At 72.9% G+C, this 13,748-nt stretch carries 17 protein-coding genes; 13 read left to right on the forward strand and 4 right to left on the reverse strand.

The window, feature by feature from the left end; translation table 11 throughout:
• Positions 1 to 67 precede the first annotated feature (67 nt).
• Positions 68 to 1,675, forward strand: a complete 1,608-nt coding sequence (locus tag ACZ6TV_RS14645) for a methyl-accepting chemotaxis protein (protein ID WP_465297655.1) — start codon at positions 68 to 70, stop codon at positions 1,673 to 1,675.
• 36 nt (positions 1,676 to 1,711) lie between these two features.
• On the opposite strand, the gene ACZ6TV_RS14650 is transcribed toward ACZ6TV_RS14645, so the two are convergent.
• Together ACZ6TV_RS14650 and ACZ6TV_RS14655 are read right to left on the reverse strand one after the other, a co-directional pair.
• Positions 1,712 to 2,194: an SRPBCC domain-containing protein gene (locus ACZ6TV_RS14650; RefSeq protein WP_465297656.1), complete on the reverse strand. Its 483-nt coding sequence runs from the start codon at positions 2,192 to 2,194 to the stop codon at positions 1,712 to 1,714.
• Positions 2,191 to 2,514, reverse strand: a complete 324-nt coding sequence (locus ACZ6TV_RS14655) for an ArsR/SmtB family transcription factor (RefSeq protein ID WP_465297657.1) — start codon at positions 2,512 to 2,514, stop codon at positions 2,191 to 2,193. The genes ACZ6TV_RS14650 and ACZ6TV_RS14655 overlap by 4 nt, the downstream gene beginning before the upstream one ends.
• Before the next feature lie 49 nt (positions 2,515 to 2,563).
• Here ACZ6TV_RS14655 and ACZ6TV_RS14660 point away from each other — a divergent pair, with 49 nt between their 5' ends.
• Positions 2,564 to 3,841, forward strand: coding sequence for an ankyrin repeat domain-containing protein (locus ACZ6TV_RS14660; RefSeq protein ID WP_465297658.1), 1,278 nt, complete (start codon positions 2,564 to 2,566; stop codon positions 3,839 to 3,841).
• Between the two features lie 125 nt (positions 3,842 to 3,966).
• On the forward strand, positions 3,967 to 4,473 hold the full coding sequence (locus ACZ6TV_RS14665) for a GNAT family N-acetyltransferase (protein WP_465297659.1): 507 nt from the start codon (positions 3,967 to 3,969) through the stop codon (positions 4,471 to 4,473).
• Here the strand turns inward: ACZ6TV_RS14665 and ACZ6TV_RS14670 are convergent.
• Entirely contained in the window at positions 4,443 to 5,099 is a 657-nt protein-coding gene (locus tag ACZ6TV_RS14670; RefSeq protein WP_465297660.1) for a response regulator, read from the reverse strand. The two genes, ACZ6TV_RS14665 and ACZ6TV_RS14670, sit on opposite strands and share 31 nt — an antisense overlap.
• Entirely contained in the window at positions 5,096 to 6,220 is a 1,125-nt protein-coding gene (locus ACZ6TV_RS14675; RefSeq protein ID WP_465297661.1) for a sensor histidine kinase, read from the reverse strand. The genes ACZ6TV_RS14670 and ACZ6TV_RS14675 overlap by 4 nt, the downstream gene beginning before the upstream one ends.
• A gap of 111 nt (positions 6,221 to 6,331) precedes the next feature.
• Here ACZ6TV_RS14675 and ACZ6TV_RS14680 point away from each other — a divergent pair, with 111 nt between their 5' ends.
• From ACZ6TV_RS14680 to ACZ6TV_RS14725, 10 genes are all read left to right on the forward strand, one after another.
• Complete coding sequence (locus tag ACZ6TV_RS14680; protein ID WP_465297662.1) at positions 6,332 to 6,880, forward strand: hypothetical protein; 549 nt, start codon at positions 6,332 to 6,334, stop codon at positions 6,878 to 6,880.
• Positions 6,881 to 6,889: 9 nt separating this feature from the next.
• Positions 6,890 to 7,651: a DeoR/GlpR family DNA-binding transcription regulator gene (locus ACZ6TV_RS14685; protein WP_465297663.1), complete on the forward strand. Its 762-nt coding sequence runs from the start codon at positions 6,890 to 6,892 to the stop codon at positions 7,649 to 7,651.
• Positions 7,648 to 8,601 carry a 1-phosphofructokinase gene (gene pfkB / locus ACZ6TV_RS14690; protein WP_465297664.1) on the forward strand — a complete coding sequence of 318 codons (954 nt, stop codon included), beginning with the start codon at positions 7,648 to 7,650 and terminating at the stop codon, positions 8,599 to 8,601. Before ACZ6TV_RS14685 ends, pfkB begins: the two co-directional genes overlap by 4 nt.
• Before the next feature lie 12 nt (positions 8,602 to 8,613).
• Positions 8,614 to 9,762, forward strand: coding sequence for a mannitol-specific PTS transporter subunit IIC (gene mtlA / locus ACZ6TV_RS14695; RefSeq protein ID WP_465297665.1), 1,149 nt, complete (start codon positions 8,614 to 8,616; stop codon positions 9,760 to 9,762).
• A 5-nt stretch (positions 9,763 to 9,767) separates the two neighbouring features.
• Positions 9,768 to 10,076, forward strand: a complete 309-nt coding sequence (locus ACZ6TV_RS14700; RefSeq protein ID WP_465297666.1) for a PTS lactose transporter subunit IIB — start codon at positions 9,768 to 9,770, stop codon at positions 10,074 to 10,076.
• Entirely contained in the window at positions 10,069 to 10,497 is a 429-nt protein-coding gene (locus tag ACZ6TV_RS14705; protein ID WP_465297667.1) for a PTS mannitol transporter subunit IIA, read from the forward strand. Before ACZ6TV_RS14700 ends, ACZ6TV_RS14705 begins: the two co-directional genes overlap by 8 nt.
• Positions 10,494 to 11,534: a zinc-dependent dehydrogenase gene (locus tag ACZ6TV_RS14710; protein ID WP_465297668.1), complete on the forward strand. Its 1,041-nt coding sequence runs from the start codon at positions 10,494 to 10,496 to the stop codon at positions 11,532 to 11,534. The genes ACZ6TV_RS14705 and ACZ6TV_RS14710 overlap by 4 nt, the downstream gene beginning before the upstream one ends.
• 10 nt (positions 11,535 to 11,544) lie before the next feature.
• Positions 11,545 to 11,820 (forward strand): HPr family phosphocarrier protein, encoded by a 276-nt coding sequence (locus ACZ6TV_RS14715; RefSeq protein WP_465297669.1) that lies wholly within the window; start codon positions 11,545 to 11,547, stop codon positions 11,818 to 11,820.
• Complete coding sequence (gene ptsP / locus ACZ6TV_RS14720; protein WP_465297670.1) at positions 11,813 to 13,444, forward strand: phosphoenolpyruvate--protein phosphotransferase; 1,632 nt, start codon at positions 11,813 to 11,815, stop codon at positions 13,442 to 13,444. Before ACZ6TV_RS14715 ends, ptsP begins: the two co-directional genes overlap by 8 nt.
• Positions 13,445 to 13,531: 87 nt before the next feature.
• Positions 13,532 to 13,726 carry a hypothetical protein gene (locus ACZ6TV_RS14725; protein WP_465297671.1) on the forward strand — a complete coding sequence of 65 codons (195 nt, stop codon included), beginning with the start codon at positions 13,532 to 13,534 and terminating at the stop codon, positions 13,724 to 13,726.
• Positions 13,727 to 13,748: the final 22 nt, after the last annotated feature.

Genomic DNA, 13,748 nt, shown 5'->3' on the forward strand with positions numbered 1-13,748 from the left:
GGCCGCCGATCCCCACTGTGGCACGAGATCCGTGCGGCTGAACCAGGAATCGAAGGTGACCGGCGCGATGCGACGTTGGCGGATCACGACCCGCATCCTCCTGCTCGCCGCGATCGGCACCCTGGTCTCCGGCGTACTGCTCGCGACCGCGGTCACCGGCTTCGGCACCCAGCGCACCGCGAGCGAGCAGACCACCCGCGCGATGCGGCTGTCCGCGGTGGTCCTCGAGGCGAAGTTCCGCGTCGCGGACATCTCCGGCTGGCAGACCGGCTACGCGTTCGACTACGACCGCGGCGTACCGAACGCGCTCGACGACACCGTCGGCCAGCGCAAGGAGTTCCTCATCGCCGCCGACGCCCTGCGCGCGGCGTTCGCCACCACCGCCGGCGCCGCCCTCACCGCCGACGAGCAGACCCTGCTGCGACAGGCCGTCGCCGCGTTCGACCGCTTCATGGCCATCGACGACGAGATGATCGCCGGCTACCGGACCGGCACCCCCGAGGCGAAGGCCGCCGCCGACGACCTCGCCTCCGGCGACTCGATCACCGCGTTCAGCGACGCCGCCACCGCGACCAACGACCTCGCCGCCCACGTCACCGCCCGGGGCCTCGCCGTCGCCGCCGACGCCGCCGCCACCGCCGACCGCAGCCGCAGGGTCATGTGGCTCACCGGCCTCACCGGCCTCATCCTCGCCGTGACCAGCGCCCTCGTCGTGATCCGCGGCATCGCCCGGCCGCTGCGCGCCCTCGACGCCCGCCTCACCGACATCGCCGACGGCGACGGCGACCTCACCGCCCGCCTCGACGAGCGCGGCCGCGACGAGCTCGCCACGATCGCCGCCGCCTTCAACCGCTTCGCCGCCGGCCTCGCCGACGCGATGCGCTCCGTCGACGACCGCGCCCACGTCGTCGCCGCCTCCTCGGGACAGCTGACCGAGGTGTCCGCGGCGCTGCAGGTGTCGGCCACCGACTCCGCGACCCGCGCCGCCGCCGTCACCAGCGCCACCGGCGAGATCTCCCGCAGCGTGCAGACCGTCGCCGCCGGCACCGAGCAGATGGGCGCATCCATCGCCGAGATCTCCGCCAGCGCCCACGAGGCGGCCCGGGTCGCGGCCAACGCCGGTACGCTCGCCTCCGCCGTCACCGCCACCGTCGACAAGCTCGACGGGTCCAGCCGGCAGATCGGCGACATGGCCGAGGTCATCAGCGGCATCGCCCGGCAGACCAACCTCCTGGCGCTCAACGCGAGCATCGAGGCGGCCCGCGCCGGCCGGCACGGCCTCGGCTTCGCCGTCGTCGCCGGCGAGGTGAAGGACCTCGCCGGCGAGACCGCCCGCGCCACCGACGACATCGCCGCCCGCATCACCGCCATCCAGGCCGACACGACCGGCGCGGTCGCCGCGATCAACGAGATCGCCGACGTCATCACCAGGATCTGCGAGCTGCAGACGACGATCGCGTCCGCCATCGAGCAGCAGACCGCCACCACCGCCCAGATGAGCCGCACCATCACCGGCGTCGCCACCAGCAGCGACGACGCGTCCCGGGAGGTCGCCGCCGTCGCCTCCGCCGCCCGCACCACCACCGACGGCGTCACCGGCATCGGCACCGCGGCCGGCGACCTCTCCCGCGTCTCCGCCGACCTGCAGGCCCTGGTCCGCCGGTTCCGCTACTGACGATCATTCCCGGCGTCGCCCGCATCACCTTCGTGGTCAGCCCGTCATCGCGGTGCCGGTCTCCACGAGCGTCTTGAGGTCACTGAGAATCCACGGCCAGCCACCACCGGCGCCCATGTCCTCCAGCTCGCCCGCCAGCATCGACGCCAGACCCGGCTCGTCACCGATCTCGTGGGTCACCGTCAGCGAGGTGACCCCGTCCTTGCCCTCTTTCAGCTCGTACGTCAGCCGCGTGAACCCCTCGGGCACGTGGTTCGGGTCCATCAGCATCCGCCACGTCTGCACGAGCCGGAATGGCGCCTCGACCTCGACGATCTCACCGTCGACACCGAGCTCGGGCGCGCCCGCGGCGATCATGCCCTCGTTCGACATGCCCCGGAACTCACCGCCCGGGCGCAGCTCCATGTGGTTGGCGCCGCGGTACCCGTACCGCGAGGTCCACTCGGGGGTGGTGATCGCGTCCCAGATCTTCTGCGGGGTCGCCTTGATGTAGACCTTGTAAATCTGCGTGCTGCTCACGGGTTGTCCCCTTCGAGTTCGGCCTTCAGTTCCAGCAGTGCGGTCACGTGGTGCTCGGTGTACTTGTCGATCCACCGGTCGTGCACCTGGCGGATCGGGATCGGGTTGAGGAAGTGCAACTTCTCCCGCCCCATCCGGCGGGTCACGACCAGCCCTGCCTCTTCGAGCACCTTCAGGTGCTTCATGACTCCGAAGCGCGACATCTCCAGCTCCGACTCCAACTCCGTCAACGTGCGGCCGTCACGCGCGAAGAGCAGGTCAAGCAGGAAACGCCGACTCGCATCGGCAAGAGCCTTGAAGACGCGGTCGTCGTCATCCACCACCCAAAGTTATGTGACCAAAAGGTCACATGTCAAGCCGTGATCTCCGGTGTCCGGGCGGCAGCAGCTGCGGCTGTTCGCGACCGCGGAGGAGCCGGACCGTGTCGACCGCGAGCTGGCCTTCGACGACGAAAGCGACGGCAGCCGGGCCTGGTACGAGGGAGGCGACCTGACCGCGCAGCGGCATCTGTGGGACGCCCGCCGTGCCGGTGACCTGCTGGCGTACCACGGCATGGACGGCATTCCGGGTGTCACGGGGCCGGTGGAGGTGAGCGCGACCGCGACCCGCGTGCAGGAGCTGCAGGACACCGGCTGGCTCGACGAGGCATGGGATCTGCTCGGCGTCGACGTTCCCGCGATGCCGGAGCGTTGGCACCGGGACCGGCGGTCAGTGATGACATCGGGCTTCTGGTGCCGGTTGCCGGAGATGGTCAACGCGATCCGCCGCGCCGGTGTCTCGGCCGGTGTCGACAGGGTGACGGCGGGCTACGGCGATACGTCGTTCCTGGCGTTCGAAGGTGTCACGGCCGAGCGGATGCGGCTGGTGTTCCTCGGCGGCTGGTATCCAAGGCCCGGCCCGCACGTGCCGCTCGACCGCCTCGGTGTCCCGATCGACGCGCTGCTGCTCAGGCTCGGCCTGCTCATCCCGGACGAGCTGCACCCACTCGTGCACGCCGCGTTCTTCCCGGGCGCCGACGTGCGGCCCGCCGGCCCTCCATCGGTGGTGTCGCCGCCGCCGGTACGGGTGCGCTGCCGCTCCGAATGGCACGAGGTACGCATGGACGGCGGCGCGATTCGGAGCCCGCACAGTGAGGAGGAACGGCGCCGGGAGACGGTGCTGCGCGCGCTCGGCGGGACCGTGGACGGGTGCTTCGCGGTCGAGGTGGCGTGGCGCTCCGGCGTGGGCCGGCTCCCTCGGCAGCTGCGGCAGTTGCGGCGGGAACTGACGCAGCGGGCGCTGCACGGCGACGCCGACGGTGTGACCGCGCTGCTCGACGCGGGTGTCGACCCGCACGTCCGCGACGACCGGGGCCGCACGCTGCTGCACCTGGCGGCGCACCTGGACGACCCGGCGCTCCTGCGGCGGCTGCTCGACGCGGGCCTGGACGTGAACGCCCGCGACGTCCATGGCGTCGCCCCGCTGCCCGCCGCCGTGCACGGTATGGGCAGCGTCGAGGTGATCCGCACCCTGATCGCCGCGGGCGCGGACGTCGACGACACCGTCGCCTGTTACGAGCACCTGAGGGTGCCGGTCGCGGACTGGGCCGAGCGGGCGAGACCGGCCGACCGTGAAGCCCTCGGCCCTCTCCTGCGACGGGCGCCGTGAAGGCGTTCGGCGGGTTTGTCCGTCAGGGACGATATCGAGCAATCTGACGGTCGTGTGGGAATGGGGGGTCTGCTGTGCCGATGATCCGGGTGCCGTTGCCGCGGTTGGTGGGGGACGGGGTGCGGTTGCGGAGCTGGGATGAGGGGGACGTCGCGGGGCTGGTGGCGGCGTTCGGTGATCCGGTGATGCGGCGGTTCTCGTGGCGGGACGAGCCGATGACGGAGGCGGACGCGCGGGAGCACCTCGCCGGGATGGAGGCGGCGCTGCGGCAGGGCGAGGCGTTCCACCTGGCGGTGGTCGACGCGGGCGGGCCGGGCGCGCTGCTCGGTGGGGTTTCGCTGCACGAGATCCGGCTGGACCGGGGCACGGCGGCGGTCGGGTACTGGCTCGGGCCGCGGGGCCGGGGGCGGGGTGCGGCGACGCGGGCGGTGCGGCTGATCGCCGGGTGGGCGTTCGGCGAGCTGGGGCTGGCCAGGTTGGAGCTGACGTGCGGCCCGGACAACGCGGCGTCGCAGCGGGTCGCGGAGCGGTGCGGGTTCGTCCGTGAGGGGCTGCTGCGGTCGCAGGTGCCGTTCCAGGGTGGGCGCCGGGACAGTGTGATCTACGGGCTGCTGCCGGGCGAGCCGGTGTAGGGGTCGGGGAGGCCCTGGGCGGCGATGGCTGCCTGGACGCGGCTGCGCAGGCCGAGCTTGGCCAGGACGCGGCTGACGTGGGTCTTCGTGGTGGCCTCCGCGATGCCGAGGCGGGTGGCGATCTCGGCGTTGGAGAGGCCGTCGCCGAGGCAGCGCAGGACGTCGCGTTCGCGGTCGGTGAGGCTGGCGAGGTCGACCGGGGGCGCGGGTGGGCCGGCGAAGGTGGCGATGACCCGGCGGGTGACGGCGGGGGCCATGACGCCGTCGCCGCGGGCGACCGCCCGGACCGCGGCGAGGAGGTCGGCGGCGGAGGCGTCCTTGAGCAGGAAGCCGGCGGCGCCGGCGCGCAGGGCGCCGAAGACGTATTCGTCGAGGTCGAACGTGGTCAGGATGAGCACGCCGGGGACGCCGAGGCCGACGATGGAGCGGGTGGCGGCGATGCCGTCGAGGCGGGGCATGCGCACGTCGAGGACGACGACGTCGGGGCGGAGCGAGTCGGCGAGGTCGACCGCCTGCTGTCCGTCGGCCGCCTCGCCGACCACCTCCAGGTCGGGTGCGGAGCCGAGGATGAGGACGAGGCCCGCGCGGACCGCGGGTTGGTCGTCGGCGACGAGGACCCGGATCACACGGTGACCCGGCGTGGCAGGCTGGCCGAGACCAGCCAGCGGTCGTCGCACGGGCCCGCGGACAGGGACCCGCCGAGCAGCTCGGCCCGCTCCCGCATGCCGATCACGCCGGCGCCCGTACCATCCGAACCGCCGGAAGAAGTCCCGAGGACGGACGAGACCGTGATGTCCACAGTGGACGGCGCATAGAGAACGGCGACGGACACGGGGCCGCCGGATCCGTGTTTCAGGGCGTTGGTGAGGGACTCCTGCACGATTCGGTAGGCGGCCAGGTCCACCGAGGTCGGGAGGTCGGCGGGCTCACCTCGTACCGACACCGCGACCGGCAGTCCGGAACGCCGGGCCCTGCCCGCGAGGTCCTCGAGGTCGGCCAGGCCCGCGGTGACGTCCTCGGCGGCGGACCCGGCCGCGGGGTCGCGGAGGAACCCGACCAGCTGGCGCATCTCGGCCAGGCCGCGGACGCTGTTCTCGCGGATGACCTGCAGCGCGTCGCGGGTCTTCGCCGGGCCGAGGTCGGCGCTGAGCGCGGCGGTCGCGTGGATGGCGACGGCGCTGAGGTGGTTGGCGATGACGTCGTGCAGTTCGCGGGCCATGCGGGCGCGTTCGCCGGCGACGGCGTTGGCCCGGTCCAGCTCGGCGAGCCGGGCCAGCTGCCGGGCGATGGAGGCCTGCTCCCGGTGGTGCCGCACGTGGGTGCCGGTGAGGACCGGGACGACGGTGACCAAGGCCAGGAGGAGCCCCAGGCCGAGCGCCTGCACGTCGCGGAACACGGCCAGCGCGACCATGGCGGTGATCACGGAGCCGGCGACCGAGCAGGCGAGCAGCGCCCGGGCCAGGGACTGCTTGCCGTGCACGCACGCGTCGTAGAGGACCTGCGTGTAGACCAGCGGCGTGGCCAGCGACGGGCCGACGATCACGTCGAACGTGACGGCGGCGGTGCCGATGAGGACCGAGGCGAGGGGAGCGGTGCGCCGCAGCAGCATCGCCGCGCAGCACACCACGAGGGGTGGCACCAGCCAGCCGGCGCCCCATTGCTGCTGGTACTGCCCGGTGACGAGCATCAGCAGGCCGAGGGTCAGGCCGGCGCCGGCGAGCGCCAGGTCGACGATCCGTCCTTTCACCCCCCGATTCCATCACTACGGACGCACCATCCGATATGCGACGAAGGATGTACGCGCGAGCCGTCGCCACGGCCGACGCGATCGCGGGATCGGCACGGAACGCTCAGTGACATGGTCATCGGATTCATCATCGGTTGTGAGATCGCGTTCTGGGTCGTGCTCGGGTTGGGGCTGCTGCTGCGGTACCCGCTGCGGATGCCGCGGACCGGTGCGGTGGTCCTGGTGCTCGTGCCCGTGGTCGACCTGGTGCTGCTGATCGCGTGCGCCGTCGATCTGGGTGGCGGCGCCACGGCCGGCTCGCGGCACGCTCTCGCCGCGCTGTACCTGGGGTTCTCCGTCGCGTTCGGGCACTCCATGGTCCGCTGGGCGGATGTGCGGTTCGCGCACCGCTTCGCCGGCGGCCCGAAACCACAGAAACCCACGGACAAGCGGGCGCACGAGTGGCGGCTGTTCGGCCTGGCGGCGATCGCGTGGGCGCTGACCTGCGTGTTGCTCGGCGCGGGGATCTGGTGGATCGGCGACCCGGCGCGCACGGCGGCGCTGAAGGCGGGCGTGGGACAGGTGTCGATGGTGCTTGCCATCTGGTTCGTGACCGGGCCACTCTTGACTTCCAACAAAAGCGGGCGTAAACAAAGCACAAGCAAAACGAAACGGAGGTGAAACAACACGATGTACGCCGAAGAACGGCAGCAGGAGATCCTCCGGATCGCCCGCGCGCAGGGCCGGGTCGAGGTTGCGGGCCTGGCCGACGAGCTCAACGTCACGACGGAGACCATCCGCCGCGACCTCACCATGCTGGAGCGGGCCGGGGTCCTGCGCCGGGTGCACGGCGGCGCGATCCCGGTCGAGCGGATCGGCTTCGAGCCGGCCCTCGCGACCCGCGACGCGGTCCTCATCGAGGAGAAGGAGCGCATCGCCAAGGTCGCGCTCGCCGAGGTGCCCGAGGAGGGCGCCATCATCCTCGACGCGGGCACCACCACCGCCCGCCTGGCCTCGCTGCTGCCCGCCGACCGGGAGCTGACCGTGGTGGTCAACTCCCCGGTCATCGCCACGACGCTCGGCGTCCGGTCCAACCTCAACGTGCTGCTGCTCGGCGGGCGGGTCCGCGGCAAGACCCTCGCCACCGTCGACGACTGGTCGCTGCGGCCGCTCGCGGACCTGTACGTCGACGTGGCGTTCCTCGGCACCAACGGCATCTCCGTCGAGCGCGGCCTCACCACCCCGGACCCGGCCGAGGCCGCCGTGAAGCGGGCGATGATCCGCGCCGCCCGCCGCACGGTCCTGCTCGCCGACCACACCAAGCTCGGCAACGACTACCTGGCCCGCTTCGGCGAGCTCGCCGACCTGGACCTGCTCATCACCGACACGGTCGCCGACAGCGACCTCGTCGGCGACCTGGAGGCCGCCGGTGTGAGGGTGACCCGGGCATGATCGTCACCGTCACGCTCAACCCCAGCCTCGACCGGGCCGTGGAGGTCGAGGCGCTCACCCGCGGCGAGGTCATCCGGGCCACCGCCGCCCACCTCGACCCCGGCGGCAAGGGCGTCAACGTGTCCCGCGCCCTGCTCGCCAACGGCGTGCCGTCCGTCGCGGTCCTGCCGTGCGGCGGCGACGAGGGCAGCCAGCTCGTCCGGCTGCTCAAGGCCGAGGGCGTCGAGGTCCTCGCCGTCCCGATCACCGGGCGGACCCGCTCCAACATCACCCTGGCCGAGCCCGACGGCACCGTGACCAAGGTCAACGAGCCCGGACCCGCGATGTTCCGCGCCGAGTTCGACGAGATCACCGACCGCGTCCTGACCCGCGCCGGCAGCGCCGACTGGGTCGTGCTCTGCGGCAGCGTCCCCCCGGGGCTGCCGACCGACGCCTACGCCCAGCTGTGCCGGCGGCTGCGCGCCGCGGGCATCCGGGTCGCCGTGGACACCAGCGGACCCGCGCTGCGCGAGGCGGCGACCGCCGGGGCGACCCTGCTCAAACCCAACCGGGACGAGCTCGCCGAGGTGATCGGCGCGCCGCTGCCGGACCTCGCGGCCGTCGTCGAGGCCGCCCAGCAGCTGCGCACCTGGGGCGCCGGGACCGTGGTGGCCAGCCTCGGCGCCGACGGTGCCGTCCTCGTCGACGCCGACGGGGTCGTCACCGGCACCTGCCCCGTCGCCCGGCCCCGCAGCACCGTCGGCGCCGGCGACGCCCTCCTCGCCGGGTTCCTCGCCGCCGGCGCGCACGGCGCGGCCGCCCTCGCCGAAGGACTCGCGTGGGGCGCCGCCGCGGTCAGCCTCCCCGGCAGCCGGATGCCCGGCCCCGCCGACCTGATCCGCCACAACGTCACCATCCACCCCCAGCCGGACCAGCTCCGCCCCCTGCTGCGCTCCGGTCCGCCCTCCTGAAGGAGAACCCCCGTGTCGACCTACACCCCGCAGGTCCAAGGCGGCGGCTTCAAGGCCTCCGTGCAACGCGTGGGCGGCTACCTGGCCGCCATGGTCATGCCCAACATCGGCGCCTTCATCGCGTGGGGGCTGATCACGGCCCTGTTCATCCCGACCGGCTGGCTGCCCAACGAGAAGCTCGCCGGCCTCGTCGGACCGATGATCAGCGTGCTGCTGCCCGTCCTCATCGGCTACACCGGCGGCCGGCTCGTGCACGGCCAGCGCGGCGCGGTCGTCGGCGCGGTCGCCACCATGGGCCTCGTCATCGGCGCCGACGTCCCGATGTTCCTCGGCGCGATGATCATCGGCCCGCTGACCGCGTACCTCCTGAAGCTGTTCGACGGGCTGGTCGAGAACCGGATCCGGCCCGGCTTCGAGATGCTGGTGGACAACTTCAGCGCCGGCATCATCGGCGGCGCGATGGCCATCGGCGGCGTGTACGGCATCGGCCCCGTCGTCGAGTGGCTCACCAAGCGCGCCGGCTCGGGCGTGGACTGGCTCGTCGACAAGGACCTGCTGCCGCTCACCTCGGTGCTGGTCGAGCCGGCCAAGGTGCTGTTCCTCAACAACGCCATCAACCACGGCGTGCTCGGCCCGCTCGGCGTCGCCGAGGCCGCCGACAAGGGCAAGTCGATCCTGTTCATGATCGAGTCGAACCCCGGCCCGGGCCTCGGCCTGCTGCTCGCGTTCATGCTCTTCGGCCCCCGCGCGCTGCGGCCCAGCGTCCCGGCCGCGATCATCGTGCAGTTCCTCGGCGGCATCCACGAGATCTACTTCCCGTACGTGCTGATGAAGCCGAAGCTGATCCTCGCCATGATCGCCGGTGGCGCCGCGGGCGTCGGCACGTTCATGGTCACCGGCGCAGGTCTCGTCGCCACCCCGGCACCCGGCAGCATCTTCGCCTACATGGCGGTCACCCCGAAGGGCGGCTACTTCGTCGTCCTGCTCGGCATCGCGATCTCCGCCGCGGTCACCTTCGCCGTCGCGTCGCTCCTGCTGGGCTTCGGCCGCGGCGAACCGCCGGCCGGCTCCGAGGACGACGACGCGGCCGGCGCGGTGGCGGCGACCGACGCCGAAGTCGTCGAAGCAGGCCCCGCGCACACCACCCGCCAGGAGGTATAGCGAACATGCCCACCATCAACGGCACCGCGATCAAAAAGGTCGTCGTCGCGTGCGACGCCGGCATGGGCAGCAGCGTCATGCTCGCCAGCACCCTGCGCCGGCAGCTGTCGAAGAACGCCGTCACCGTCGAGCACACCCCGGTCAACCAGATCCCCGCCGACGCCGACGTGGTCATCTGCCACCAGGGCCTCGCCGCCCGGGCCCGGGTCAGCGCCCCCGACAAGGTGATCGTGCCCATCATGGTGTTCATCGGCGACCCAGCGGTGACGAAGGTGGTCAACGCCGTCCAGCGCGGCGGTGAGCTCAGTGGGTGACCTGCTCACCGAGGACGCGATCCGGCTCCAGGAGCGGGCCGGATCGCGGGACGAGGCGATCCGCCGCTGCGGCGAGGTCCTCGTCGAGGTCGGCGCCGTCAGCCCCGACTACGTGGACGCCATGCTCGCCCGCGAGCAGAGCATCTCCACCTACATCGGCGAGGGCGTCGCCATCCCGCACGGCACGCTCAACAGCAAGGAGTCGGTGCGCCGCGACGCCCTCGCGGTGCTGCGCTTCCCCGGCGGCGTCGACTGGGACGGCAACGACGTCCGCGTCTGTGTCGCCATCGCCGCCGCCGGGGACGGCCACGTCGACATCCTCGCCTCCCTCGCGGAGGTGCTGATGGACCCCGACGACGCCGCGGCACTGCGCAACGCCACCGATCCGGCCGCTGTACTGAAACTCCTGGAGAAGTCGTGAAAGTCCTGACCTTCCATGCCCCCGGCGACGTCCGCATCGAGGACGCCCCGGAGCCCGCCCCCGGCCCCGCCGACGTGAAGATCCGCGTCCGGGCCTGCTCCACCTGCGGCACCGACGTGAAGATCTACAACCACGGCCACCACCACATCGTGCCGCCCCGGGTCATGGGCCACGAGATCGCCGGTGAGGTCGTCGAGGTCGGCGCCGACGTCACCGGCTGGGCCGAGGGCGACCGCGTCCAGGTCATCGCGGCGATCCCGTGCGGCCGCTGCGGCGAGTGCACCCGCGGGCACATGACCGTCTGCTCCAACCAGGTGTCGATGGGTTACCACTTCGACGGCGGCTTCGCCGAGTACATGGTCGTGCCGCACAACGTCCTGGACGTCGACGGGCTCAACCGCATCCCCGACGGCGTCAGCTATGCCGAGGCGTCCGTCGCCGAACCCCTGGCGTGCGTCCTCAACGGCCAGAACCTCGCCCGCGTCGGCGACGGCGACGACGTGGTCGTCGTCGGCTCCGGCCCGATCGGCTGCCTGCACGTCCGGCTCGCCCGCGCCCGCGGCGCCAACCGGGTCTTCCTCGTCGACCTCAACCGGGAGCGCCTCGACCTCGCCGCCGCGCTCGTCCAGCCCGACGCGGCGATCTGCGGCGCCGAGACCGACGTCGTCGACGCGGTCCTGAAGCTCACCGAGGGCCGCGGCGCGGACGTCGTCATCACCGCCGCCGCGTCCGGCGCCGCCCAGGAGCAGGCCCTGCAGATGACCGCCCGGCAGGGCCGGATCAGCTTCTTCGGCGGCCTGCCCAAGGACAAGCCCGTCGTCGCCGTCGACTCCAACGTCGTGCACTACCGCGAGCTCACCATCGTCGGCGCCAACGGCTCCAGCCCCGCCCACAACAAGGAGGCGCTGCGGCTCATCGCGTCCGGCGCCGTCCCCGTCGCCGACCTCATCACCCACCGCCTGCCCCTCGCGGACGCCCTCGACGCCTTCGGGATCGTCGCCCGCGGCGAGGCCATCAAGGTCACCATCGAACCGTAGGAGGTCGTCGATGCCCACCAGGACCGTCCTCGTCGGCTCCGCCAGCGGCCTGCACGCGCGCCCCGCCGCGCTGTTCGTCGCCGCCGCCGCGAAACAGCCGGTGCAGGTCACCATCCGTACCGGCGAGAAGAAGCCAGTCCCGGCCCGTAGCATGCTGTCCGTGTTGTCACTCGGCGCGAAGAAGGGGACCGAGGTGACCCTGGAAGCCGACGGCGACGGGGCGCAGGCCGCCGTCGATGCCCTGGCGGACCTGCTGGCGCGGGACCTGGACGCCGAAGATGCCTGAGCTGCACGGCATCGGCGTCAGCCCCGGACGCGCCGCGGGGCCGGTCCACCGGCTGGCCCCGCCGCCCCCGCTGCCGCCCGCGCCGACGGTCATCGACGTCGCCGTGGAGCACGCCGCCGCCCGGACGGCGGTCGCCTCCGTCGTCGCCGACCTGACCCGCCGGGCCGACGCCGCCGCGGACGCCACCGCCGCCGAGGTGCTGCGCGCGCAGGTCCTGATGGCCGACGACGAGATGCTGCTCGAGGCGGTGGACGCGGCGATCGACGGTGGGGCCGCGGCCCCCCACGCGTTCGCGGCCGCGCTCGCCGAGCACCGGGCCGCGTTCGAGGCCGCCGGGGGATACCTCGCCGAGCGGGTCAGCGACCTCGACGACCTCCGCGACCGGCTGGTCGCCTCCTGCCTGGGCCTGCCGATGCCGGGGGTGCCGTCACCCGGCCACCCGTTCATCCTGGTGGCCCGCGACCTCGCCCCGGCGGACACGGCCGGCCTCGACCCCGCCGTCGTCCTCGGCCTGATCACCGCCGAGGGCGGGCCGACCAGCCACACCGCCATCCTGGCCCGCACCCTCGGCATCCCCGCTGTGGTGCGCTGCGCGTCCGTGCTGGACGTCGAGGACGGCGTCCAGGTCAGCCTCGACGGCTCCAGCGGCGCCGTCGCGGTCGGCCTGTCGGACCTGTCCGTCAGGTCGGTCAACGACGCGCAGCGGGCCCTGCTGGAGCGCCGCTCCGCCTCGACCGGGCCGGGTGCGACCGCCGACAGGCACCCCGTCGCGCTGCTGGCCAACATCGGCTCCGCCCGGGACCTGGCCCCCGGTGTCGAGGGCGTCGGCCTGTTCCGCACCGAGCTGCTGTACCTCGACCGCACCGAACCACCCTCGTTCGACGAGCAGGTCGCCGCCTACCGGGAGGTGTTCGCCGCCCTGCCCGGGTGCAAGGTCGTCGTGCGGACCCTCGACGCCGGCGCCGACAAGCCCCTGCCGTTCCTGCGCCTCGCGGAAGAGCCCAACCCGGCGCTGGGCATCCGGGGGCTGCGCGTGGCCCGCACCATGCCGTCGGTCCTGGACACGCAGCTGTCCGCGATCGCCGCGGCCGCCGCCGACACCTCCGCCGACGTGTGGGTCATGGCCCCGATGGTCGCCACCGCCGCCGAGGCGTCCTCCTTCGCCGCCGACTGCCGCGCCGCCGGCCTGCGCACCACCGGCGTCATGATCGAGGTCCCGGCCGCCGCCCTGCGCGCCGGCACCGTCCTGCGTGACGTCGACTTCCTCAGCATCGGCACCAACGACCTCAGCCAGTACACCTTCGCCGCCGACCGCATGTGCGGCGACCTGGCCGAACTGCTCGACCCCTGGCAGCCGGCCCTGATCTCGCTCATCGCGGCCTGCGCCGCCGCCGGCCGCGAAGCCGGCAAACCCGTCGGCGTCTGCGGCGAATCGGCCGCCGACCCGGACTTCGCCCTCGTCCTCGTCGGCCTCGGCGTCACCAGCCTGTCGATGGCGGCCCGCAGCATCCCCGCGGTCCGTGAGGCGCTCGCCGCCCACACCTACGACGCGTGCGTCCAGTTCGCCAAGGCCGCCCTCGCCGCCGACACCCCCGCCGCGGCCCGGGCCACCGTCCGTCCCTGAATCTGCGTGTTCGTCCGTATTTCGGCCGCTGGAATCAGGTGTTCAGCCGACACCGCGATATCCAGCAGCTATGAGATCGTTGCCAACGTGTTATCCGAACGCGTTGCCGAGCCCGACGCCCTGACCGATCACGGCACGCTCAGGACGTTTCTGGGCCCGTGCCTGCTCGTCGCGGCGGCGGTGATGTCCCTCGCGGGCATCGGCGTCGCCGCCACCAACCGCCTGTCCGCGCCCCCGTCCTGCACCCGCACGACCCCGGCGGCCAGGCCCGGCTGCCCGTGACCGCCCACATGTGACCGGCACC

It is taken from the genome of Dactylosporangium sp. NPDC051087, from assembly GCF_055586325.1.